At 63.4% G+C, this 23,371-nt stretch carries 22 protein-coding genes, 1 tRNA gene and 1 pseudogene; 14 read left to right on the top strand and 10 right to left on the bottom strand.

The window, feature by feature from the left end:
* The first annotated feature begins 4 nt into the window (after positions 1-4).
* The 5 genes from ACXZ1M_RS01755 to ACXZ1M_RS01735 are packed head-to-tail and all read left to right on the top strand — an operon-like array spanning position 5 to position 5,543.
* Positions 5-1,564, top strand: coding sequence for a sugar ABC transporter ATP-binding protein (locus ACXZ1M_RS01755; protein ID WP_459051518.1), 1,560 nt, complete (start codon positions 5-7; stop codon positions 1,562-1,564).
* A complete protein-coding gene (locus ACXZ1M_RS01750; RefSeq protein ID WP_459051517.1) occupies positions 1,557-2,594 on the top strand; it encodes an ABC transporter permease in 1,038 nt (345 codons plus the stop codon). Before ACXZ1M_RS01755 ends, ACXZ1M_RS01750 begins: the two co-directional genes overlap by 8 nt.
* A complete protein-coding gene (gene yjfF, locus ACXZ1M_RS01745) occupies positions 2,594-3,559 on the top strand; it encodes a galactofuranose ABC transporter, permease protein YjfF (RefSeq protein WP_459051516.1) in 966 nt (321 codons plus the stop codon). Before ACXZ1M_RS01750 ends, yjfF begins: the two co-directional genes overlap by 1 nt.
* 47 nt (positions 3,560-3,606) lie before the next feature.
* Positions 3,607-4,548 carry a glycoside hydrolase family 43 protein gene (locus ACXZ1M_RS01740; RefSeq protein WP_459053957.1) on the top strand — a complete coding sequence of 314 codons (942 nt, stop codon included), beginning with the start codon at positions 3,607-3,609 and terminating at the stop codon, positions 4,546-4,548.
* A 56-nt stretch (positions 4,549-4,604) separates the two neighbouring features.
* Complete coding sequence (locus ACXZ1M_RS01735; protein ID WP_459051515.1) at positions 4,605-5,543, top strand: LysR family transcriptional regulator; 939 nt, start codon at positions 4,605-4,607, stop codon at positions 5,541-5,543.
* Here the strand turns inward: ACXZ1M_RS01735 and ACXZ1M_RS01730 are convergent.
* Together ACXZ1M_RS01730 and ACXZ1M_RS01725 are read right to left on the bottom strand one after the other, a co-directional pair.
* Positions 5,540-5,968 (bottom strand): response regulator, encoded by a 429-nt coding sequence (locus ACXZ1M_RS01730; protein ID WP_459051514.1) that lies wholly within the window; start codon positions 5,966-5,968, stop codon positions 5,540-5,542. The two genes, ACXZ1M_RS01735 and ACXZ1M_RS01730, sit on opposite strands and share 4 nt — an antisense overlap.
* A complete protein-coding gene (locus ACXZ1M_RS01725; RefSeq protein ID WP_459051513.1) occupies positions 5,961-6,464 on the bottom strand; it encodes a GAF domain-containing protein in 504 nt (167 codons plus the stop codon). The genes ACXZ1M_RS01730 and ACXZ1M_RS01725 overlap by 8 nt, the downstream gene beginning before the upstream one ends.
* Positions 6,465-6,588: 124 nt before the next feature.
* On the opposite strand from ACXZ1M_RS01725, the gene ACXZ1M_RS01720 reads away from it, so the two are divergent.
* Together ACXZ1M_RS01720 and ACXZ1M_RS01715 are read left to right on the top strand one after the other, a co-directional pair.
* Complete coding sequence (locus ACXZ1M_RS01720) at positions 6,589-7,527, top strand: bifunctional helix-turn-helix transcriptional regulator/GNAT family N-acetyltransferase (RefSeq protein ID WP_459051512.1); 939 nt, start codon at positions 6,589-6,591, stop codon at positions 7,525-7,527.
* 93 nt (positions 7,528-7,620) lie between these two features.
* Positions 7,621-10,029, top strand: a complete 2,409-nt coding sequence (locus ACXZ1M_RS01715; RefSeq protein ID WP_459051511.1) for a penicillin acylase family protein — start codon at positions 7,621-7,623, stop codon at positions 10,027-10,029.
* Here the strand turns inward: ACXZ1M_RS01715 and ACXZ1M_RS01710 are convergent.
* On the bottom strand, positions 9,965-11,173 hold the full coding sequence (locus ACXZ1M_RS01710; protein ID WP_459051509.1) for an acyltransferase family protein: 1,209 nt from the start codon (positions 11,171-11,173) through the stop codon (positions 9,965-9,967). The genes ACXZ1M_RS01715 and ACXZ1M_RS01710 overlap by 65 nt on opposite strands.
* A 591-nt stretch (positions 11,174-11,764) precedes the next feature.
* Between ACXZ1M_RS01710 and ACXZ1M_RS01705 the strand changes: the two are divergent.
* A pseudogene (locus tag ACXZ1M_RS01705) lies at positions 11,765-11,860 on the top strand (PEP-CTERM sorting domain-containing protein); the annotation flags it as partial.
* Between the two features lie 12 nt (positions 11,861-11,872).
* Here the strand turns inward: ACXZ1M_RS01705 and ACXZ1M_RS01700 are convergent.
* The 3 genes from ACXZ1M_RS01700 to ACXZ1M_RS01690 are packed head-to-tail and all read right to left on the bottom strand — an operon-like array spanning position 11,873 to position 15,286.
* The gene (locus ACXZ1M_RS01700; protein WP_459051508.1) at positions 11,873-12,589 is read right to left on the bottom strand and encodes a LytR/AlgR family response regulator transcription factor; all 717 of its coding nucleotides are present in this window, start codon (positions 12,587-12,589) and stop codon (positions 11,873-11,875) included.
* Positions 12,577-13,647, bottom strand: coding sequence for a sensor histidine kinase (locus tag ACXZ1M_RS01695; RefSeq protein ID WP_459051507.1), 1,071 nt, complete (start codon positions 13,645-13,647; stop codon positions 12,577-12,579). The genes ACXZ1M_RS01700 and ACXZ1M_RS01695 overlap by 13 nt, the downstream gene beginning before the upstream one ends.
* A gap of 4 nt (positions 13,648-13,651) precedes the next feature.
* A complete protein-coding gene (locus tag ACXZ1M_RS01690; protein WP_459051506.1) occupies positions 13,652-15,286 on the bottom strand; it encodes a Na+/H+ antiporter in 1,635 nt (544 codons plus the stop codon).
* A gap of 114 nt (positions 15,287-15,400) precedes the next feature.
* Between ACXZ1M_RS01690 and ACXZ1M_RS01685 the strand changes: the two genes are divergently transcribed.
* The 3 genes from ACXZ1M_RS01685 (at position 15,401) to ACXZ1M_RS01675 (ending at position 17,339) form a co-directional block, all read left to right on the top strand.
* Positions 15,401-15,476 (top strand) — tRNA-Gly (locus tag ACXZ1M_RS01685).
* A gap of 137 nt (positions 15,477-15,613) precedes the next feature.
* A complete protein-coding gene (locus ACXZ1M_RS01680; RefSeq protein ID WP_459051505.1) occupies positions 15,614-16,582 on the top strand; it encodes a chemotaxis protein in 969 nt (322 codons plus the stop codon).
* 175 nt (positions 16,583-16,757) lie between these two features.
* Positions 16,758-17,339: a DJ-1/PfpI family protein gene (locus ACXZ1M_RS01675; RefSeq protein ID WP_459051504.1), complete on the top strand. Its 582-nt coding sequence runs from the start codon at positions 16,758-16,760 to the stop codon at positions 17,337-17,339.
* On the opposite strand, the gene fghA is transcribed toward ACXZ1M_RS01675, so the two are convergent.
* Complete coding sequence (gene fghA / locus ACXZ1M_RS01670) at positions 17,329-18,174, bottom strand: S-formylglutathione hydrolase (protein ID WP_459051503.1); 846 nt, start codon at positions 18,172-18,174, stop codon at positions 17,329-17,331. The two genes, ACXZ1M_RS01675 and fghA, sit on opposite strands and share 11 nt — an antisense overlap.
* A gap of 86 nt (positions 18,175-18,260) precedes the next feature.
* On the opposite strand from fghA, the gene ACXZ1M_RS01665 reads away from it, so the two are divergent.
* Complete coding sequence (locus ACXZ1M_RS01665; protein ID WP_459051502.1) at positions 18,261-19,448, top strand: cation:proton antiporter; 1,188 nt, start codon at positions 18,261-18,263, stop codon at positions 19,446-19,448.
* A complete protein-coding gene (locus tag ACXZ1M_RS01660; RefSeq protein ID WP_459051501.1) occupies positions 19,448-20,566 on the top strand; it encodes a YbdK family carboxylate-amine ligase in 1,119 nt (372 codons plus the stop codon). Before ACXZ1M_RS01665 ends, ACXZ1M_RS01660 begins: the two co-directional genes overlap by 1 nt.
* On the opposite strand, the gene ACXZ1M_RS01655 is transcribed toward ACXZ1M_RS01660, so the two are convergent.
* The 3 genes from ACXZ1M_RS01655 to ACXZ1M_RS01645 form a co-directional block, all read right to left on the bottom strand.
* Positions 20,567-21,298, bottom strand: coding sequence for a hypothetical protein (locus ACXZ1M_RS01655; RefSeq protein ID WP_459051500.1), 732 nt, complete (start codon positions 21,296-21,298; stop codon positions 20,567-20,569).
* A 91-nt stretch (positions 21,299-21,389) separates the two neighbouring features.
* A complete protein-coding gene (locus ACXZ1M_RS01650) occupies positions 21,390-22,379 on the bottom strand; it encodes a gamma-glutamyl-gamma-aminobutyrate hydrolase family protein (protein ID WP_459051499.1) in 990 nt (329 codons plus the stop codon).
* A gap of 115 nt (positions 22,380-22,494) precedes the next feature.
* Positions 22,495-22,683 carry a hypothetical protein gene (locus ACXZ1M_RS01645; RefSeq protein ID WP_459051498.1) on the bottom strand — a complete coding sequence of 63 codons (189 nt, stop codon included), beginning with the start codon at positions 22,681-22,683 and terminating at the stop codon, positions 22,495-22,497.
* Positions 22,684-22,959: 276 nt separating this feature from the next.
* On the opposite strand from ACXZ1M_RS01645, the gene ACXZ1M_RS01640 reads away from it, so the two are divergent.
* Positions 22,960-23,367, top strand: a complete 408-nt coding sequence (locus ACXZ1M_RS01640; RefSeq protein WP_459051497.1) for a KGG domain-containing protein — start codon at positions 22,960-22,962, stop codon at positions 23,365-23,367.
* Positions 23,368-23,371: the final 4 nt, after the last annotated feature.

Genomic DNA, 23,371 nt, shown 5'->3' with positions numbered 1-23,371 from the left:
CGCGATGACGAATATCTCTTCTGCGCCAGCGCCGGTGCTGGAGCTGCGCGGCATCAGCAAGGCTTTCACCGGTGTGCAGGCTTTGAATGGCGTGTCGCTCAAGCTGTATCCGGGCGAGGTGCATACGCTGATGGGCCAGAACGGCGCCGGCAAGTCGACGCTGATCAAGGTGCTGACGGGTGTTTATACGCCGGACCATGGCCAGATTCTGTTGGCCGGGCAGGCGATACAGCCGCAGTCCACGCTGGAGGCGCAGAACCTCGGCATCAGCACTGTTTATCAGGAAGTGAATCTTTGCCCGAATTTGTCGGTGGCGGAGAATATCTTTATTGGTCGTTATCCGCGCAAGCTGGGACGCATCGATTGGGCCGGCATGGCGAAGCAGGCGACCGCGCTGCTGGAGCGCATGCAGGTGCGGATCGATGTGACCATGCCGTTGGCGCACTATCCGCTGGCGATTCAGCAGATGGTGGCGATTTCGCGCTCCTTGCTGGTGTCGGCCAAGGTGCTGATTCTGGATGAACCGACTTCCTCGCTGGATGAGAAGGAAGTGGATTTGCTGTTCAGCGTTTTGCGTGGCCTGCGCGAGCGGGGCATGGCGATTCTGTTTGTAACGCACTTCCTGGATCAGACGTATGCGATTTCGGATCGCATTACCGTGATGCGCAACGGCGAGCGGGAAGGTGAGTACTTGGCCGCCGACTTGTCACGCGTGGAGCTGGTCAACAAGATGGTCGGCGCACCAGCCGCCACCGGGGCCGCCGCCAGCGTTGCCGCAGCACCGGCCGAGGCGCGGGACGCGGCTGCAGTTGGCGCGGGCGGGCGGTTCAAGTCGTTCCTGCGCGCCGTCGGTTTGAGCCGCAAGGGCGCGTTGTTGCCGATGGATCTGGAGATCCGCGAGGGCGAGCTGCTGGGCCTTGCCGGTCTGCTGGGCTCCGGCCGCACCGAAGCCGCACGCCTGTTGTTCGGCGCGGATAAAGCCGATAGTGGCACGATCACCATCGACGGCAAGGAACGCAACCTGTCCACGCCGCGCGACGCCATCGCCGCCGGCATCGGCTTCTGCTCCGAAGACCGAAAGCACGAAGGCGCCATCCTCGACCTGTCGGTGCGCGAAAACCTGATCCTCGCCCTGCAAGCCCGCAGTGGCATCATGCGCGCCATCCCGCTCAAACGCCAGCAACAGCTGGCGGAAGAATACGTCAAAGCGCTCGGCATCAAGACCGCCAGCATCGAAACGCCTATCGGCTCGCTCTCCGGCGGCAACCAGCAAAAAGTCCTGTTGGCGCGCTGGCTGGTGACCGATCCCAAACTGCTGATCCTCGACGAACCAACGCGCGGCATCGACGTGCGCGCCAAGCAGGAAATCATGGACTACGTCTCGGCGTTGTGCCGCAAAGGCATGTCCATCCTGTTCATTTCGTCCGAACTGCCCGAAGTGCTGCGCGTGAGCGACCGTATCGTCGTCATGCGCGACCGTAAAGCCGGAGGCGAATACCCGCGCGGCGCGCTCGATGAAACCACCGTGCTGCACGTGATTGCCGCTGGAGATGCACATGCATAAGTTGTTGCACCACCCCTTGTTCCGTCCACTCGCTGCACTGGCGATCCTGCTGCTGATCGACCTGTTCATGATCCCCGGCTTCTTCCACCTGGAGATCAAGGACGGCCACCTGTACGGCAGCTTGATCGACATCGCCAACCGCGCCGCGCCGCTGATCCTGGCAGCCATCGGCATGACGCTGGTGATCGCCACGCGCGGCATCGACATCTCGGTCGGCGCCACCGTCGCCATCAGCGGCACCGTCGCCGCGATGCTCATCGGCGGCACCATGGTGATGGAAAACGGTGTCCCTTCCTACGTCGCCAACACGCCGATGTGGATCGCACTGGCCGTCGCCATGGGCGCCGCGCTGCTGTGCGGCGCATGGAACGGCGTGCTGGTGGCCGGCCTGGGCCTGCAACCCATCGTCGCCACCCTGATCCTGATGGTGGCGGGACGCGGCCTGGCGCAGCTCTTCACCGACGGCCAGATCGTCACCGTCTACTACCAGCCGTTCTTCTTCCTCGGCAGCGGCTATCTGTTTGGCCTGCCGTTCTCGCTGTTCATCGTGGCCGCCGTGTTCATCGTCACCGCGCTGATGCTGCGGAAGACGGCACTGGGTTTGTTCATCCAGTCGGTCGGGATCAACCCGGTGGCCGCGCGGCTGGCCGGTTTGAAGACCGCCTCGCTGATCTTCTTCGTCTATGTGTTCTGCGCGGCGTGCGCCGGCGTGGCCGGGCTGATGATCACCTCCAACATCAAGAGCGCGGACGCCAACAACGCCGGCCTGCTGCTGGAACTGGACGCCATCCTGGCCGTCACGCTGGGCGGCACCTCGCTGGCCGGCGGCAAATTCAGCCTGGCCGGCAGCGTGATCGGCGCGCTGATCATCCAGACGCTGACCTACACCATCTATTCCATCGGCCTGCCGCCGGAAGTCAACATGGTCGTGAAATCCGTAGTGGTGTTCCTGGTCTGCGTATCGCAGTCCTCGGAGTTCAAGACCATGTGGCGGCGCGCGTTCTCGGCCAGTGCGAAAGGTAACGCATAATGCGCTCGTTCACATCATCGCCGTATTTCACGTCCCTGATCACCGTGTTCCTGCTGATCGTCCTGTTGGGCGCGGGCGGGGCGGCCTATCCGGGCTTTCTGTCGCTGCAGGTGCTGTTCAACCTTTTGATCGACAACGCTTTCCTGCTGGTGATCGCGGTCGGCATGAGTTTCGTCATCCTGTCCGGCGGCATCGACCTGTCGGTCGGCTCGGTGCTGGCGCTGACCACCATGATCTGCGCCTGGATGCTGCAAACCTGGCACTGGCCGCCGGTGGTGGTGATCGCCATTTCGCTGGCCATCGGCATGCTGTTCGGCGCCGCCATGGGCGCGATGATCCACTACTTCAAGCTGCAGCCCTTCATCGTAACGTTGGCCGGCATGTTCCTGGCGCGCGGCCTGTGCTACCTGATCAGCATTAACTCGATCACCATCGAAGACCCGTTCTTCGTCGCCATGTCGCAAGCGCAGTTGTCGATCGCGGATTGCTTCATTTCGCCGGGCGCACTGATCGCGGTGGGCACGCTGGCCGTCGCCATCTACGTTGCGCACTGCACGCCGTTCGGCCGCGCTATCTACGCCATCGGCGGCAACGAGCAATCGGCGCTGATGATGGGCCTGCGCGTGGCGCGCACCAAGGTGCTGATCTACGCCTTCTCCGGCTTCTGCGCGGCGCTGGCCGGCGTGCTGTTCTCGTTCTACATGTTGTCCGGCTATGGCCTGCACGCGCAGGGCACGGAGCTGGACGCCATCGCGGCGGTCGTCATCGGCGGCACGTTGCTGAGCGGTGGTTATGGTTATGTGGCCGGCGCGCTGACGGGCGTGCTGGTGCTGGGTTCCATCCAGACGCTGATCGCCTTCGACGGCACCCTCAGCTCGTGGTGGACCAAGATCGTCATCGGCGGTCTGCTGTTTGTGTTCTGTGTCGTTCAGCGCGTGATGACAATGCGCGGCAATAAAAAATAAATATAAAAATTCCCCTCACTCTGGAGAGTAACGTGAAAAAAACTTTGATGTTCGCTGCGGCGAGCGTGCTGGCTTGCGCCGCGCATGCGGCCAACCCTATCCTGCCTAAGCTGTTCACCGCCGACCCTGCGGCCTTCGTTGAAAACGGCATGGTCTACCTGTATGTCGGCCATGACCAGGCGTCGGCCACCGACAAGGACTACGTCATGAAGGAATGGCGTATGTACAGCAGCTGTGACATGAAGAACTGGACCGACCGTGGTTCGCCGATCCAGCCGTCCGCCTTCAAATGGGCGATCGGCAAGGTGGACGCATGGGCCGCCGACATCACCAAGCGCGATGGCAAATACTACTTCTACGCCACCGTCGATCACGCCAGCATTCCTGGCCGCGCCATCGGCGTGGCTGTTTCGGACAAGCCGGAAGGCCCGTTCGTGGATGCGCGCGGCTCGGCGCTCATCACCAACAACATGACGCTGGAAGCGCCGATCGCCTGGGACGATATCGATCCCGGCATCTTCCAGGACGACGATGGCCAGGTCTATCTGTACTGGGGCAACACGGTGCTGAAGTACGCCAAGCTGAAATCCAACATGACCGAACTGGATGGCCCGATTCACACCGTGGGCATGGACCGCTTCACCGAAGCGCCGTACATGCACAAGCATAATGGCACTTACTATCTGTCGTACTCGCGCGACTTCCCCGAGGAGACCGCGTACATGACCGGCCCAAGTCCGGTCGGCCCGTGGAAGTTCCAGGGCGTGATCATGTCGAAGAACGCCAAGGTGAAAACCATCCACCAGGCCATCGTGGAATTCAACGGCAAGAACTACATCTTCTACCACAACGCCAAACTGCCGGGCGGCGCGGAGTTCCGCCGTTCGGTGGCGGTGGAGGAGTTTGCGTACAACGCCGACGGCACCATCCCGTTCATCAAGCAGACCAAGGAAGGCCCTGCGGCCAATCCTAGTTCGGCTTGCAAGTGATATCGATAAACGCGATATTGTTCTTCATTCAATATCGAACATGATATCATCGAACTATGGAAACTAACCCTAACTGGTTCCTGCGCGCGCGCCTGAAAACGCGCCAGCTGTTGCTGCTGATCGCGCTGGACGAACAACGCAATATCCACCGTGCCTCCGAAGAGCTGCACATGACGCAGCCCGCCGCGTCCAAGCAGCTGAAGGACCTGGAGGAGATGCTGGGCGTGCAGCTGTTCGATCGTCTGCCGCGCGGCATGGAGCCCACCATCTACGGCGAGACGATGATTCGTCACGCCCGCATGGCGCTTACCAGCTTGTCGCTGGCACACGAGGATATCGTCGCCATCAAGGCCGGCTTGAGCGGCCAGGTGGACATCGGCACCATCATGACGCCGGGGATCGCGCTGCTGCCGCAGGCGATCACCCGCACTAAGCAGGCCGCACCCAAGCTGCGCATTGGCGTGGAGATGGAGCAGTCCAACGTGCTGCTGGAGCAGTTGCAGCGCGGCCGTCTCGATTTCATGATCGGCCGCATTCCGGAGCGTGAGAGCGCTGCGGGCTTGAGCTACGAGGAGTTGGGCGACGAGCCGGCGTGCGCGGTGGTGCGGGTTGGCCATCCGCTGCTGAAGGCGAAAAGCCTGCAACTGCGCGACATCTCCAGTCAGCCGTGGATCTTGCCGCCGCAAGGCAGCATCCTGCGCGCGCGCTGTGAACTGATGTTCCGCCGTGCGGGCCTGGAGGTGCCGGTCAACGTGGTCGACACCACGGCGGTGCTGCTGATTAAACCGCTGCTGCAGCAGACCGACGCGCTCAACGTCATGCCGATCGCGGTGGCACAGTACTACGAAGCGCAGGGCGTGCTGAATATCCTGCCGATCGAACTGCCGTGCCGGATGGACGCCTTCGGCATCATCAAGGTCGATGGCCACATCCTGTCGCCCGGCGCCGAGCTGCTGCTCAAGTCCGTGCGCGAAGTGGCGCGCGAGATCTACTAGCCGCTTTTCTGCGCGGGCTCAGGGCCGCCGAAAGCCTCGAACGCTTCCAGCAGGATTTTTGCGCGGAAGGGTTTGAGGATCACGCGGTTGACCTGGCGCTCGCGCAGTTCACGCATCAGGTCCGCCGTGGCCTGGTCCACCATCACCGCGATCGGTATCGTCGCCGGACTGGCCGAGAGGCCGTTGCGCACCTTGTCCAGCAAGGCCAGGTTGTAATGGCAATCGCCGTTCGCGCCGCAATCGATCGAGATCACCGCACCGTGAAACTTCTGCTCGCGCAGCATGCGTTCGGCCGCCTGCATGGTAGCCGCTTCGTGCACGGTGCCCAGGCCCAGCGAGCGCGCCGTCAGCGAGACGGTCCGGCGCAGCAGGTTTTGCTCCTCCACCAATAGCATGTTCAGTTTTCTGGCCGGTGCTTCACTCATGAGGCGCCTCCGCAGGGTTGGTCAATTCTTCCACCAGCAAGTCGCGCAGCGAGGCGAGGATCGCCAGCTCGGTGGCGTCCAGAGCGCGCGGGTGGTGATCGATCAGGCATAGCGTGCCGATGACGTGACCGGACGGCATGAGCAGCGGTGTGCCGGCATAGAAGATCACGTGCGGTTCATCGACCACCAGCGGATTGTCGGCAAAGCGTTCGTCGGCGCGCGAGTCGGGGATGACGAGGATGTCGGATTGCAGAATGGCGTGGCCGCAGAAGGAGATGTCGCGCCCGGTCTCGCACGCGTCCAGTCCCACACGGGCCTTGAACCATTGGCGGTTCTCGTCGATGAGCGAGATCAGCGCGATCGGCACGTCGAATTCCTGCGCGGCGAATTGCACCACTTTGTCGAAGCGCTCCTCCGGCGGCGTGTCGAGGATGAGCATTTCGCGCAGGGCGGCGAGCCGCTCCTGGTCGTAATCGGGGATCGGTGCAGCTAACATGGCGATGGGCGGCGGCGGCCGTATGGTCGTGTTGTTTCAACTGTAACACACCTGCAGACGACAGAATGTTGACTCAGTCAGCAATGTGTCGCAAAATCGCCGTGTGCCGATTATTGGAGTGCCCATGCCTGTCCCAGTCTTCAAGGAACGCGTTGCCGCCGTTCGTTCGTTCAATCGATTCTTCACTCGCCACATCGGCGTGCTGCGCGAAGGGCTGCTGCACAGCGACTTCACGCTCACCGAGATGCGCGTGCTGTACGAGCTGGCGCACCACGGCGACCAGCCGTCGGCGGCGCTGTGCCGCGACCTTGGGCTGGATCGCGGTTACCTGAGCCGCATCATCGCCAAGTTCGAAAGCGCCGGCCTGGTTGACAAGGTGGCCTCGGCAACCGACGGCCGCACCAAGCTGCTGCACCTGACGGAGCATGGCCGCGCCGTCTACGAACCGCTGGACCGCCGCTCGCGCGAAGAAGTGGGCGACATGCTGTCCCGCTTCGATGAACCGAACCAGCTGCGCATGCTCGACGCGATGCGCACCATCCGCGAACTGCTCGACGCCGAAAGCGGCATGAAGTACGCCCAGCCTTTCGTGCTGCGCGCGCACCGTCCCGGCGATATGGAATGGATCACGCGGCGCCACGGCGAGCTGTATGAAACGCTGCAGGGCTGGGACCGCAGCTTCGAAACCCTGGTCGGCCAGATCTGCGCCGACTTCGAACGCGACTTCGATCCGGCGCTGGAGCGTTGCTGGATCGCCGAGATGGCCGGCCAGCCGGTCGGCTCCATCGCACTGGCGCGCAGCGGCGAGGAGGGCGTGGCCAAACTGCGGCTGCTGCTGGTGGAAGAGCAGGCGCGCGGTTACGGCCTGGGCTCGCGGCTGGTGGATGAATGCCACCGTTTCGCGCGCGCCGCCGGCTATCGCAAGATGCGCCTGTGGACCACCGACCAGCAGAAGGAAGCGCGCCACATCTATCAGAACAAGGGTTATGTGCTGGTGGCGGAAGAACCGGTGCATGCCTTCGGCAAGGACATGGTCAACGAGACCTGGGAAATGGATCTTTAACTCTAATCTATCGCCCGCAGCAAGTAGCTGGTTGCCCGCGCCCCCTCTCTCTGGCAGTATGCCCAATTGACGATTTTTTATCACGGGGATGGTATGCAGAAAAACCGGGTGCTGGTGTGGTCCAGGCGCGTATTGATCGCGGCGGTGCTGTTGCTGCTGCTGGCGGTGGCCACCGCATGGCTGTATTTGCGCGGCAGCCTGGCGCAGCTTGAAGGTTCACGCCAGGCCGCAGGGCTGGAGACCACGGCCAGCGTGGCGCGCGATGCGCACGGCGTGCCGCTGATCAGCGGTGGCAGCCGGGGCGACGTCGCCTACGCCACCGGTTTCGTGCACGCGCAGGAGCGCTACTTCCAGATGGATCTGCTGCGCCGTGTGGCGGCCGGCGAGTTGTCCGAGTTGTTCGGCGAGCGCGCGCTGCAGGTCGACAAATCGCACCGCCTGCATCGCTTCCGCGCACGCGCCGAGTTGGCGGTGAAGGCCATGCCGGCCGCCGACCGTGCGCTGCTGGACCGCTACGTCGCCGGCGTCAACGACGGCTTGAAGGGCTTGAGCGCGCAGCCGTTTGAATACGCGCTGGTCGGCCTGGCGCCGCGCGCCTGGGCCCCGGCCGACACCATGCTGGTGATCTGGGCCATGTACTTCGACCTGCAGGGCAGCCAGGAACCGCGCGAACTGGCACGCGGCTGGTTCAAGGAGCACGCCACCGAAGAGCAGCGCGCCTTCCTGGCGCCCGAGTCCACGCCTTGGGATGCGCCGCTGGATGCGAAAACCATCGCCGCCGCCGATGTGGTGATTCCCGCCGCGCCGCCCGCGTGGTGGGGCCAACCAAAGGCCGGCGATGCGCCGGCGCCGGCCAAGGTGGCGGCAGCCGAATTCCTCAACACCGTGGGCAGCAACAACTGGGCCGTCGCGGGCAGCCGCAGCGACACCGGCGCGGCCATCGTCGCCGATGACATGCACCTCGGGATACAGCTGCCGGCCACGTGGTATCGCGCCGCGCTGCAGTTCCCGGACGGGAAGGGCGGCCAGCGCCGCATGGTAGGCGTCACGCTGCCGGGCGCCCCGTTCGTGGTGGTGGGCAGCAATGGCCACGTGGCATGGGGCTTCACCAACAGCTACGGCGACTACATGGACTTCATCGCGCTGGAAAGCGATCCGTCCAAGCCTGGCCAGGTGCGCACGCAAGCCGGTTGGGAAACGCCGGTGGCGCATGAGGAAACCATATTGATCAAGGGCGCGCCGGCGGCGAAGTACATCGTGCGTGAAACCTCGCTCGGTCCGATCCGCGAGGCCATGGGCCATAGCTACGCGCTGCGCTGGACCGCGCATGCGCCGGTGGCCGTCAACTTCAACGCGGGCAAGCTGGAAATGGCGGACACGCTGGAGCAGGCGCTGGCGATCGCGCCGACCGCCGGCATCCCGGCGCAGAACTTCGTCGGCGGCGACGACAAGGGCAATATCGGCTGGACCATCGCCGGCCCGCTGCCGCGCCGTGCGCCTGCCGGTGTGGCGGCAACTTATCCGCTGGGCGTGGACGATGCGGCCGGCATGTGGCAAGGCTGGCTGTCGCCGGCCGAGTATCCGAAGGTGATGAATCCGGCCGATGGCCATCTCGCCACCGCCAACAGCCGCCAGTTGGCGGCGGCAGGCGCGGAACTGCTGGGTGATGGCGGCTTCGATCTCGGCGCGCGCACGCATCAGGTGCGCGACAACCTGGCGGCGCTGGGGCCGAAGACGGATGTGAAGAAGGTCTACGCTATCGGCCTTGATGACCGCGCCGTGTTCCTGACCGCGTGGCGCGAGCGCGCCATCGCCGCGCTGGATGCGAAAGCGGTGGCCGGCAATCCGGCGCGCACCGAGGCGCTGACGCTGTTGAAGGATGGCTGGACCGGCAAGGCCAGCGTGGATTCGGTCGGCTATCGCATCACGCGCGGCTTCATGTATGCGGTGTATGAGATCTTCTACGAAAGCGCCAACGCCCAGCTGGCGCAGGTCGATCCCAAGGCCAGCATGGCCGCCGTTAGCTCGCGCTGGCCGGTGGTGCTGGCGCGTCTGCTGGATCAACAGCCTGCGGCCTGGCTACCGTCGCAGTATCCGGACTGGCAGGCCTTGCAGGTGGCGGCGCTGGATCGCGTGATCAAGGACTTGACCAAGGATGGCCAGCCGTTGTCGGCCGCCACCTGGGGCCAGCGCAACACGGCGGCCAGTGCGCATCCGATGGCGTCGGCGATTCCGGTGCTGGGCAAGTACCTGAAGGTGGCGCCGGACATGCTGGCCGGCGACCAGCACATGCCGCGCGTGGCCGGTCCTACGTTCGGCCAGTCCGAGCGACTGAGCGTATCGCCGGGCCATGAAGACAAGGGCATCTTCAACATGCCGGCCGGGCAGAGCGGCCATCCGCTGTCGCCGTGGTTCCTCGATGGCCGCACCGACTGGCTTACCGGCCGGGAGTCGTCGCTGCTGCCGGGACCTGCGCAGCATACGCTGACGTTTGTGAAGTAAGCGGTCCCAATCCAAACAGGGGGCGCAGCACGGCGATGCGGCGCACCACTTCAAACACGCCGAAGCTGATGGCGAAGGTCAGCACGATCAGGAACACGCCTTCGATGGTTGGCGCCAGCTTGATCGGTTTCATCCAGTGCGCCATGGTGACGATCAGCGTCTGGTGCAGGATGTAGACCGGGAACACGGCTTCGGTCAGGTAGCGGCGCTTGGCGCTGTCGAAGTTCAGATGACGGTGGCCGAAGCCGCACACGGTCAGGATCGGCGTCCACTGGCACAGGCAGTAGATGGTGCGCATCAGCGGTTTCCATTGCAGGACTTCAGGCGTGTTGGCCAGTGCTTCAGGGATCGACCAGTAGCAGACGATCAGCGCCCAGCTGGCGAGCCACAGGCCAAGGCTGGCGAAGCGCAGCGCTTCGATCCGTGCCCACAGCGCGCTTTGCGTAGCCAGCAAGGCGCCCAATGCGAACAGGAAGAAGTATTGGGCGTGGCTGTACCAATCGTCGATCAGGGCGTGGGTGGTGGGGAAGCGGTCGACCAGCGCGAAGCGCGCTACCGCCAGCATCGCCACCGGCAGCACGATGATCTTCCAGCCGGTAAGCAGGCGGCCCAGCGCATTGGAGATGGTGCCGAAGCGCGCGCCGAGCAGCCACACGATCAAGCCGCCGATCATGGTGTAAGCCCACAGGTAGGCCACGAACCACAGGTGATTCCAGGTTGGCATGCGCAGGCAGTCAGTGCCTCGGCAGAAGCCTTGGTAGCTGGTGACGTACAAGTGCATGAATTCCGTGTAGCTGCCTTGATAGGCCACTTTCTCCACCACTTCAAAGTACGCTTGCGGCGGCACGATCACGAACATGCTGAACACCAGCGGCACCAGCAGCCGCCAGCTGCGCTGCTTGAGCAGCGCGCCGACCCGGAACTTCTTCAGCATGAAGGCGGTGGCGACGCCGGAGATCATGAACAGCAGGCCGAGACGCCACGGCGAGGACAGGATCATCAGTGGTTCGATGGCGTCGCTGGCGTAGGGGCTTTTCACGTGCCAGTCCCAGGTCACGTAGTACATGCCGGTGTGGTACAGGATCAGCACGAAGAAGGCGAGGATGCGTATCCAGTCGAGGAAAAACAGGCGTTGATTAGTCATTGCAAGCTCCTTTTGGTTTGATGACAGATTAGTCATGCCATGCGCAGGAGTCGAGCGCCATGGGGCGAAATGGGCGTCAGCTGGGGTGAATCGGAGGCTTGCAAAAGCGCGGCGCCCGCCGGCGCCCTGGCTTTGCTGCCGGCGACGTCGACCATCTCCGGTTCCTTCTTCTTCGACACCACGCTGGTCGCTGCCTATTCGGGCGACAATGGCGACGGCACCAGCTACGCCGACTACTACAGCGTGAGCAAAGTCGGCGTGACGCTGTCCAGTAGTGCCGGCTACGCGTTTCATAACAATGTCACGGAGGAGTACTACGAGCCGGCGGTGCATGTCACGAACGTGGTGAGCACCTCGCCCGAGCCGTATGATCTGGTGAACGTCACCGCCGCCATGAATGACGGCTCCGGCGGCACACACGACATCGGGCTGATGTTGAGCGACCGGCATCTGGGCGCCACGCTTACCGACAACTCGCTGCCATTGTCGCTATCGCTGGACAACTACAGCGGCATGTTGTTCATCTTCTGGAACGACAACGCCGGCAAGACCTTCAAGTTCAACGCGACGATCGACACGCTGCAACTGGCGCCGGTGCCGGAGCCTGAGACCTATGCGATGCTGTTGGCGGGACTGGGCTTGCTGGGCGTGGCCGCGCGTCGCAAGCAGCACCGGGCCGCTGCGTAAGCCGGTTGCTGACTACAACCGCGCCATGACATCGGCGCGGTATTGGCGGCTGCACGGCACGCGTGCGCCGTTGTGGAGTATCAGCTCGCCGTCGCCCTTGTCGAGATTGACGATGCTGGCGATCCAGCTCAGTTGCACGGCGGCGCGGCGGTGGCAGCGGATGAAGCGCGGGCCGAGTTTGTCCAGCAGGCCGGCCAGCGTTTGCCGCATCAGCGGCTCGCCATCATCGGTGTGCAGGATGACGTAGTTGTCGGCCGTTTCTATCCATTGGATCTGGTCCACTTTCACCACTCGTGTGCCGCTGCGCTCCGGGACCAGCAGCTGCGTCACGGCCGGCAGCTCCGGCATGGCGGCTTGCTCCGGCTGGCGTTGCAGGGCCAGGCGTTGGCGCACGCGCTGCAGCGCGCGTTGCAGGCGTGGCTGGTCATAGGGCTTGAGCAGGTAGTCGATGGCGTTGGCGTCGAAGGCGCGGATGGCGTATTCGTCGTAGGCGGTGACGAAGACCACCAGCGGCGCCGGCGACGGCAGCGAGGCGGCGACATCGAGACCGGTAATCTCCGGCATCTGGATATCCAACAGCAGTACATCCGGCGCAAATGCGGGCAGCAGCTCCAGCGCCTCCACGCCGTCGCGCGCTTCTTCGATGGCGCTGATGCCCGGTTCGGATTCGAGCATGCGGCGCAACTTGTCGCGCGCCGGCCGCTCGTCGTCGACGATCAGGATGCGCATGGCAACCGCACCTCCGCCCGCACGCCGGCGGGCTCCAATTGAACCAGGTCGAAGCCGGCGCGCTCGCCGTACAACGCCGCCAGGCGCTCGCGCAGATTGCGCACGCCGATGCCATTTGTCCGATTGTCGGAACTGACCCCGACGTTGGGGGACAGCGTGCCGCTGTCGTCTTCGAGGCGCAGCAGCAGGGTGTTCTGCTGGCGCTGGACGGAGATGTGGATGGCGGTGGATTGGCGGCGCTTTTCGACGGTGTGCTTGAAGATGTTTTCCAATAGCGGCTGCATGCTCATGACCGGGACTTCGCACGCGAGCAGCGATTCGTCGATGTCCCAGGCGATGGTGACGCGGTCGGCGAAGCGTTCGCCCATCAAGGCGGCGTAGCCGCGCAGGATGCGCAGTTCGGTTTCCAGCGGCACCAGGTGGCGCTCGCCCACGTCCAGCGTGGCGCGCAATACGTCGGATAGCTGGACCAGCATGGCGTCGGCGCGCGCCACGTCGCTGTACATCAGCGATGATATCGTGTTCAAGGCATTGAACAGGAAGTGCGGTTGCATCTGCTGGCTCAGGCGCAGCAATTGCGCTTCGCGCAGCGAGGCGTTGGCGCGTTCCACGCGCACTTTTTCGTCCAGCATGGCGTGGAAGGACAGCACGCCGAAGGTGATGGTGACGAAGATGCAGAAGAACACCGTCATCTTGATGTCTTCGTACAGATAGACCTCGGCCCAGCCTTCATGCGTGTAGGTTTCGCCCATCCAGGAATAGATGGTGTGGCGCAGGCCGAAGGCGATCGGCACGAAGGCGACCCAGTACACCGGCAGCCAGGCCAGTTGGCGCAGGAACCAGCGTACCGGCGTGGCAATCAAAGCATCGTATCTGCGCGTGTAGTGGCGTTGCGCCAGCAGCAGCAAGGTGCCGGTCAGCGCGGAGGAGGTCTCCCACAGGATCGGCTTCCAGATGCCGTGGTCATGGCCGCGCAGGTATTCCTGCACCGAGGTCGATACCATGAGCACCCAGAACAGAATCCAGGCGAGGGCGATGATGGTCCGGGTTCTTTGCATGGGCTTAGCGGTAGCGCGCTTCCATCAGGTCAATCTCGCGTACCAGCTTGCGCGAGATCGCGTCGGAGATGTGGTCGTGCCGCGCCAGGTCCCACACGGTGCGGCGCTCGGCTTCCAGCGCCGCCAAGCGCAGTTCCTTTTCGGCGGAGTCGGTCTTGCGCCAGGCCGTCTCGCTGGCGGGATCGACTTCCTTGAGTTTGTGCTCATAGAAGGCGATCACGCGCGCCGCCGCCTGCGGATAGACTTCCGGATCGACGCAGGCGTCCGATTCCATCAGCGCGATCTGCGTTTTTTCGATGGCGCTGATGGCGGCGTTGGCCGCCGCGCGCCGCGCCAGATCTTCTTCCTGCTGCTCTTCCGGCTCGGCAGGGAAGGTGACGCCGGCCAGCAGGCGTGGCAGGGCGATGCTGGCCACCAGCAGCGAGATCAGGATCACCGAGCAGGCCAGGAAGATGGTCAGCGCGCGCGCCGGGAACGGCGAGCCGTCCGGCAGCGCCAGCGGCAGCGTCAGCACGCCGGCCAGCGTGATGGTGCCGCGCGCGCCGGCCAGCGTGGTCGCCAGCAGCAGGCGCGGATTGATTTTGTGGCGCGGCAGGTGGCGCACCGTCTGCTTGAAGACGGTCAGCCGCAGCGAGGCCCAGACCCATGCCATGCGCAGCACCAGCAGGCCGCCGGTGATGGCGAAGGCGTAGGCCACCAGCCACCAGCGGTTGACATGGCCGCTTTCCTCCAGCGAGGCGCCGGCCAGGCGGAAGATGTCGGGCAGCTGTTCGCCTAGCAGCACGAACATCACACCGTTGAGCGCGAACTGCACCGTGTCCCAGACCGCCGAGCGCTGGATGCGGGTGTTGGCGTGCGCGTGACCGCTCAGTTCCACATAGCTCATGGTGACGCCGGCCGCCACCGCCGCCAGGATGCCGGAGGCGTGCAGGCGTTCGGCCACCAGGTAGGCGCCGAAGGGGATCAGCAGGTTGACCAGGATGGGCGAGCCGGCAGGTTCGCCGAAGTGGCGCACCAGCCAGCGCTGCACCCAGGTGATGAGCAGCGTCAGGCCGACGCCGGCCGCGATGCCGGCCACCACCAGCCAGACGAAGGTGAGGGCGGCCGTTTGGAGCGAGAAGGCGCCGGTCATGGCCGCCGCCACCGCGAAGCGGAAGCACACCAGGCCGGAGGCGTCGTTCAGCAGCGATTCGCCTTCCAGGATGTGCATCAGGCGTTTGGGAATGGGCGTGCTGGAGGCGATCGAGCTGACCGCGATCGGATCGGTTGGCGAGACGATGGCCGCCAGCGCGAACGCCACCGGCAGCGGCATGGCGGGGATCATCCAGTGAATCAGGAAGCCGGCGCCGACCACGGTGAACACTACCAAACCGAAAGCCAGTTCGAGGATGGTGCCCTTGTCGCGCAGCAGGCCGCTTTTGGGAATGCGCCAGCCGTCCAGGAACAGCAGTGGCGGCAGGAACACCAGGAAGAACAGGTCCGGCTCCAGGTCGACGCCGTGGCTCGATTTGGCGGCGATCAGCGCGCCCAGGGCGATCTGCACCAGCGGTAGCGGGATGGAGCGCGGCAGCACGCGGCGGATGTAGGCGCTGGCCACCACCGCCAGCAGCATGATCAGCACAACTTCGATTGAATCCATTCCTGCTCTTCTCCGTGGGCAAACGAGGCTAAGCTTACACTATTGGAAGAACGGTAAAAAGTTGGGCAAGGGTACTGGCGGAAGGAAAATCTTTCTGTCATAATATTGCCTTCTGCGGGAGTAGCTCAGTTGGTAGAGCGCAACCTTGCCAAGGTTGAGGTCGAGAGTTCGAGACTCTTCTCCCGCTCCAGAATTCGTACTTCGTTAAAGTACATGTAAAAAGGAAGCCCACGGGCTTCCTTTTTTTGTTGTTTATCGTTCTCCAACACAACATCTTCCTCTTGCAAACGTTATACTGCCTTAGGACCACCGAAGGAGACGATATCCATGAAATCTGTTCAGCAGGAAGTTGATGAGCGCAGTAACTTAACCAACTCCAACAAGTTCGAATTGCTCCTGTTCCGTCTGGGCGGCGACGCCAACGGCGAACACTCGGAGCTGTTCGGCATTAACGTCTTCAAAATCCGCGAGATCGTGGCGATGCCTGAAGTGACTGCTGTGGCCGGATCCCCGCCACACATGCTCGGCGTTGTGAATCTGCGCGGACAAATCATCACGGTGCTGGATTTGCCAGGCATTGTCGGTGTGACCCCAAAAACCGGTCTGAATATCATGTTGGTCACCGAGTTCGCGCGTACCACGCAGGCGTTCGCGGTGGAATCTGTGGATGAAATCGTGCGCCTGGACTGGAGCCAGGTGCTGACCGCCGAAGGCACGGCCGGCGGCAAGGTTACCAGTATCGCCCGCGTTGACGGCGACGTGCAGAACACGCGTCTGGCCCAGGTGCTGGACGTGGAAACCATCCTGCGCGAGCTGGTGCCGCCTGAGCGCGACGACATCGATCCGGAAACCATCGGCCCGAAAGTGCTGCTCAAGCCGGGTTCGGTCGTGCTGGCCGCCGACGACTCGGTGGTGGCGCGCAACCTGATCGAAAAAGGCCTGGAAGCGATGGGCGTGCACTTCATCATGACCAAGTCGGGCAAGGAAGCCTGGGACCGTTTGCAGTCGATCGCCGAAGGCGCCAAGGCCGAAGGCCTGCCGATCACCGATCGCGTGGCGATGGTGCTGACCGATCTGGAAATGCCGGAGATGGATGGCTTTACGCTGACCCGTCTGATCAAGCAGGACCCGCGCTTCGGCAAGATTCCGGTGGTGATCCACTCTTCGCTGTCGGGCAAGACCAACGAGGATCACGTCAAGGGTGTGGGGGCGGATGCGTATGTAGCGAAGTTCTCGGCCGAGGATCTGGCGGGTACCATTCGCGCCGTGCTGGGCAAGGCCGCAACCGCCGCCTGAGCGTTTTCAGCTGCGTAGTATCGAAGGGCCGCAATGGTGACGTTGCGGCCTTTTTCTTCTTTGGAGCATTGTGCCGGACCGTGTGAGGAAGTGCAAACATGGTGCAAACGGGGTAGTATCGAAGGGCCGGAACGACAATGTTGCGGCCCTTTTAACTTTCAGGAAAGGATCCACCGTGGCTGCGAAGAAGATACTGTTTTTGACGGGCGATTTTGCGGAAGATTATGAGACCATGGTGCCGTTCCAGGCGCTGCAGGCGGTCGGCCATACGGTGCATGCCGTTTGCCCCGACAAGAAGGCCGGCGACACCATCAAGACCGCCATCCACGATTTTGAGGGCGACCAGACCTACACCGAAAAGCCAGGCCACCTGTTCACCCTGAACGCCAGCTTCGCCGACGCCGATGTCGGCAACTACGATGCCCTGATGATTGCCGGCGGCCGCGCCCCGGAATACCTGCGCCTGAAACCGCGCGTGATCGAACTGGTCCAGCAGTTCGCCGCTGCCAACAAGCCGATCGCCGCCATCTGCCATGGCGCCCAGCTGCTGGCCGCAGCTGAAGTCATCAGCGGCAAGACCATCTCGGCCTATCCCGCTTGCTCGCCCGAAGTCAAGCTGGCCGGCGGCAAGTATGCCGACATCGCTGTCGATCAGGCGGTGACCGACGGCATCTTCGTCACCGCGCCGGCCTGGCCTGCGCATCCGGCCTGGATCGCCCAGTTCCTGACGAAGCTGGGCACGGAAATCAAGCTGTAGCGAGATTGCGCGCGTGGAAGCGCAGGTGGTCTTCCACGAACGTCTCGATGAAGTAGTAGCCGTGATCGTAGCCTTCATGCCGGCGCAGGGTCAGCGGCTGCGCCGCGCTTGCACAGGCCGCTTCGAAGGCTTCCGGATACAGCTGCTCTTTCAGGAACTTGTCGCCCAGGCCTTGGTCGATCAGGATGCCGGCCGGGAAGGGCGTGCGGGCGCCGGCCATCAGCTGGCTGGCGTCATGCGCGGCCCAAGCCGCCTTGTCGTCGCCCAGGTAGCCGCTGAAAGCCTTCACACCCCACGGGCATTGCGATGGTGCGGCAATCGGCGCAAACGCCGACACCGAACGGAACACGTCGGGACGCTTGAGCGCCATGGTCAGCGCGCCGTGTCCGCCCATCGAATGGCCGAAGATGCCGATGCGCTGCGCATCGACCGGTAATTCGCGCGTCACCAGTTCGCGCAGTTCATGGATGTAGCTGTGCATGCGGTAATGCTTGGCCCACGTCGGCTCGGTGGCGTCGAGATAGAAGCCGGCGCCGACGCCGAAATCCCAGCTATCGCTTTCGCCTGGCACATTGGCGCCGCGCGGGCTGGTGTCCGGCGCGATCAGCACCAGGCCCAGTTCCGCCGCCACGCGCTGCGCGCCTGCCTTGATCGGGAAGGTCTCTTCGGTGCAGGTCAGGCCGGCCAGATAGAACAGCGCCGGCAGCGGACCCTGCGCCGCTTGCGGCGGAAGGAAAACTGAAAAGCGCATCGGCAAGCCGATTTCGCGCGATTCGTGACGATAGAAGCGCTGCACGCCCCCGAAGCAAGCGTGTTCACTGACAAGTTCCAGCATAGTTGTTTCCTTATGTTCCTTGGCGCACAGTGAAAACCGTGCGAATAGTTCAGAATTGTACAAGTATCTTTATAAAGGAGAAGTACATGCCGGATATTCAGGTCATTTTGGCCGATCTGGGCTGGCCACTGGCGATTGCCGTGGCGTGGCTCTCGGGGGAATTCGTGCATCGCTGGACGCGCTTGCCGCGCATCAGTGTTTACGGTTTGGTTGGATTTTTGTTGGCACAGGCATTTCCGGAAGCACTCAGCAGCGGCGCATCTAGCAATGTGACCATCCTCGCCAATCTGGCGTTTGGCTTGATCTTGTTTGAATTTGGTTATCGCATCAATCTGCACTGGTTGCGGATCAATCCCTGGATTGCTGTCAGCGGCCTGGTGGAATCGGCCGCGACCTTTGGCGTGGTCTACCTGATCTCTCACCTGAGCGGCATGCCACCGCTGACTTCTCTGCTGCTGTCCTCGCTGGCGATGTCGACCTCGCCGGCCGGTGTGCTGCGCGTAATCAATGAAGAAAACAGTTCCGGCCAGGTGACCGAGCGCGTGCTGCACCTGGTGGCGATCAACAGCGTCGTGGCGCTGTTCGTGTTCAAGGTAGTGGTGGGCTTCTGGGTGTTCCAGACCTCCGGCAGCCTGACGCAGGCGATCTCTCACAGCGGCATCGAGCTGCTGGTGTCGGCCGCCATGGGCGCGATCATGGGCTTTATCGTGCCGCCGCTGCTGCGCCGCCTCGGCGCGCTGGCGCAGGACGGCACCATCGCCTTTGCGCTGGGCGTGATCCTGCTGGTGGCCGCATCGCGCGCGTTCGACGTTTCGCCAGTGCTGGCGACGCTGACCTTCGGCCTGGCCGCGCGCCACAAGCGCGTCGCCTTCAGCCGCACCGAGCGCAACTTCGGCGGCATCGGCGAATTGCTGACCGTGCTGCTGTTCGTGTTTGCCGTCTCGACGCTGGAGTGGGAACGCGTGGTCGATGGCGCGGCGCTGGCCGCTGTGCTGCTGCTGGCCCGCTTCGTGGTCAAGGCCGCCAGCGTGGCCGCCTTCGCGCACGTGGGCGGCATCTCGTGGCGCAAGGGCCTGTTGACCGGCATCGCGCTGTCGCCGATGTCGGTGTTCGTCACGCTGCTGCTGGAGCAGACCAAATATATGGGGATCGTGCTGGTCGACGAACTGGCGGCGCTGGCCGCGATGACGCTGCTGCTGGAAGTGGTCGGCCCCGTCATCACCCAGCGCGCGCTGGTGTGGGCCAATGAAACCCCGGGCAAGGAGAAACAATAATGGCATTGGAAGAATTCAAATCATCGAAAGCGCTCACCATGGGCGTGGAGCTGGAGCTGCAACTGGTCAGCCTGTCGGACTTCGACCTGACGGCGTCCAGCCCGGACCTGCTGCACCTGTTGAGCCGCAAGCCTTTCCCCGGCAACGTCACGCCGGAGATCACCGAGAGCATGATCGAGATAAACAGCGACGTGCACACCAACCACACGGAACTGGTGGCGCAGCTGCAGGTGATCCGCGACACGCTGGTGCAGGCCGGCGAGCAACTCAACATCGGTATCTGCGGTGGCGGCACGCACCCGTTCCAGAAATGGTCGGAGCGGCGCATCTTTTCCAAGCCGCGCTTCAAGGAAGTGTCGGAGCTGTATGGCTACCTGGCCAAGCAGTTCACCATCTTCGGCCAGCACGTGCACATCGGTTGCGAGTCGGGCGATGATGCGCTGTTCCTGCTGCATTCGCTTAGCCGCTACGTACCGCATTTCATCGCGCTGTCGTCGTCCTCGCCCTACGTGCAGGGCAACGACACGCTGTTCAACTCCGCGCGCCTGAACTCGGTGTTCGCGTTTCCGATGAGCGGCCGCGCGCCGTTCACGCAAAGCTGGCACACCTTCGAGCACGAGTATTTCGCCAAGATGGAACACACGGGCGTGATCAAGAGCATGAAGGACTTTTACTGGGACATCCGTCCCAAGCCGGAGTTCGGCACCATCGAGCTGCGCGTGTGTGACACGCCGCTGACGGTGGAGCGTGCCGCCGCGCTGGCCGTGTATCTGCAGGCGCTGTGCCGCTATCTGCTGGAACGCCGCGAAGAGCCGCCGGCCGAAGACGATTACCTGGTCTACAACTACAACCGCTTCCAGGCCTGCCGCTTCGGCCTGGACGGCACGGTGGTCCATCCGAAAACCTACGAGAGCGTCTCGCTGCGCGAAGACATCCTGACCACGCTGCGCAAGATGGAGCCGCACGGCGCCGCGCTGGGCGGCACGGCGGGCCTGCAGCACCTGGTGCAGGTCACGCACGAGGGCAGCGACGCGCACTACCTGCGCCAGCAGTTCGACAGCAGCGGCAGCGTGGAGGGCGTGGTGGACGCCGCCATCCAGCGTTTCCGCGGACGTTGATTACTTGAAGGTGATCGCTTTGTTGAGGCGGTTGATGATGTCGTCCGGCACGGCCTTGCTGCACATGATGTGACGGTCGCCGCCGCGCGGCATGTCCTTCAGCTGCAGCAGCCGCAGGTTGGCCTGGTACTCGCCCGCCTCGTGCTTGAGGATGTAGGCGCCCTCATCTTCGGAGACGAACATCACGTCGACCGAGCCCTTGGCCACCGACTGCACCATCTTGACGGTGGAGGCGGTCGACACCGCCACCACCGGATGCCATTTCTGGATGAACTTGTCGAGACCGCCGTACGAATAATTATCCTTGACCAGCACCCGGATATCGCGCTGGCTGGCCAGCTCGTCCATGGTGGTGATGCCGCGCGCCTCGAAGGCGGGATTGGCCAACAGCGCCCAGCTTTTGTCGCGGTAGATCGGTTTGGTGTATTTGGCGTACGCCATGCGCTCCGGCACGGCGAACCAGCCGATGGTGCAATTCATTCCTTGCGGATCTTTGATCATCGCCAGTTGGCGGTTGCTCGGCACCTTGTGCCATTGCACCGGGATGCCGGCGGCCTTGAAGGCGGCGGCGGCCGGTGCGCCGGTAAGGCCGGCTGGTGAGCCATCGGCCGTTGGCAGCAGGTAGGGCGGACGCTCACTGTAGGCGACGTGGATGAGCTCCTGGGCCGAACAGGTCAGCGGGGCCAGCAGCAGGCTTGTTGCGATCACGGCGGTGCTGCGCAGGCGTCTCATGGAGTCCATCCGGGTATTGCGAAGATCGTCAGTCTACACCCGATGATGGCAACAAACCAAAATACATTTATTTATGGCATTGTAGTTTTGACTAGAAACGTGTCTCGCGCGCCACGCGCAGGAAGGTGTCGAGGATGCCCGTGCAATCGAGCAGTTCCACCCCGCCCGCGCGGTGGAACTCAGGGTGCCACTGCAAGCCCATGACGAAGGGCGCCTTGCGGTAGCGGATCGCCTCGATCATATTGTCGGGCACGGACAGCGCCTCCACCGACATGTCGCGCCCCAATGTCTTCACGGCCTGGTGGTGGATGGAGTTGACCAGGCCGGTCTTCACGCCTTTGAACATGCGCGCCAGCGAGGAGCCGGCCGGGAAGCTGATTTCATGGCGGTTGCGGTCGTATTCGTCGTTGACGTGGGCCAGCGATTCCGGCACGTCGGTGGCGATGTCCTGGTATAGCGTGCCGCCGAAGGCGACGTTGATCAACTGGCAGCCACGGCAAATGCCGAGCACCGGCTTGCCCGCTTCCACGAATTCATGCAGCAGCTCCAGTTCATACATATCGCGCGCGCGATCGCCGCCCCACTCGGGCTTGGTCGGCACTTCGGAGTAGCTTTGCGGCGAAACGTCGGCGCCGCCTTGCAGCACCAGGCCGTCCAGATGCTTGGCGTAGTCGCGCAGGCGGATGTTGGACGGGTGCAGCAGGCCTTCCGTATTCACGGTGGGGATCATGAACACCAGCACGTCGCGCGACATCACCCATTGCGCGATCGACTCTTCCAGGTATTGCAAGTTTTTGCTGCGCAGGCCGGTGGCGCCGGGTTCGGGATGGAAGATGCGGGCGGATACGCCGATGTGCAGCGGCCGTTGGATGATGTGGCGCGTGGCCGCCGCCGCAACGCGACGGTAGCGCGCCATGATGACGCGGCCCCACAGGCTGAACACGGTGTCGCCGGGGTCGAGATAGCGCGGCGTGCCGGTGTCTTGGTGCTTGCGGTCCTGCTGGCGGCGCTCGCCTTGATCGCTGGCGCGGCGCTGCGGATTGTTGGGTGAGGCTTGTTCGTCTTCGGGTCCGGCGCTCATGCTGATTCCTGTCTGTCTCGGATGGCAACAGTGTGCCATACGTCGACGTCAGCAGTCGCCCGGTTCAGCTGGCGAGCGTGAGGGCGCCAACACAGCGCCCTCACTTCTGCCGCACTTACTTGGACTTGGCGGACGACTTGCCGGCGGTCGCGCCCGACTTGCTGCCGCTGCCGCTGGACTGGCTGTTACCTTTGCCGGCGCTGCTGGCGTTGCCGCTGCTGGCCGTGCTCGACGACTTGCTGCCTTTAGCTTCTTGAACGCTGCTATTGCCGCCGTTTTTGCCGGCCTGGGTCGGTTTGCTCATGATGATCTCCTGGTGGTGCGCGCCATCGGTAGCGCGCTGAAAATCATCGTACCGCGCATGAGGACACTCTTGTGTAGGATCGCCGCTTGTGCGGCTGTAGGCAGACACTGCGAAACCGTTGGGCTGAGCCATATGTGACCTTGGGTCTAAACAAGCAAGGATAGTCCTACGTCACGACGGGCGTGTGGCTCTACTTGCACTGCCGCGTTGGTCTTAGGATGGCCACTCCCTGACGCATCTGGCGTCGGGATTTTTTCAAAACCAAGGAGACTTATCATGGCTAGCTCGAAACGAGGCAATCAGGATAACCAAAGCAATCAAGGTAACCAAGGCGGCAATCAAGGCGGCAAAAGCCAGCAAAGCGGCGACACCAGCAATCGCGGGTTCGCATCGATGGACCCGGAACGTCAACGTGAGATCGCTGCTGAAGGCGGTCGCGCCGCCCACGCATCCGGCAATGCGCACGAATTCACCTCCGAAGAAGCACGCAAGGCCGGCAGCATGAGCCACAAGAACGACGGCAATCAGCAAAGCGGCAGTTCCTCGGGCTCCAGCAGCGGCGGCACCAGCGGCTCGCGTGCAGGCAGCGGCGGTAGTGGTGGTAGCGCCACCAGCGGCGGCGCCCGTGGCAGTTCGGCCGATCAGTCGGAAGGCGGACGCTCAAGCCAAAAGAATGAGCGGTAAACGT

The organism is Duganella paludis (assembly GCF_054461335.1).
Note: the sequence above shows the minus strand (reverse complement) of the source record. Positions and strands in the feature narration are given on the sequence as shown.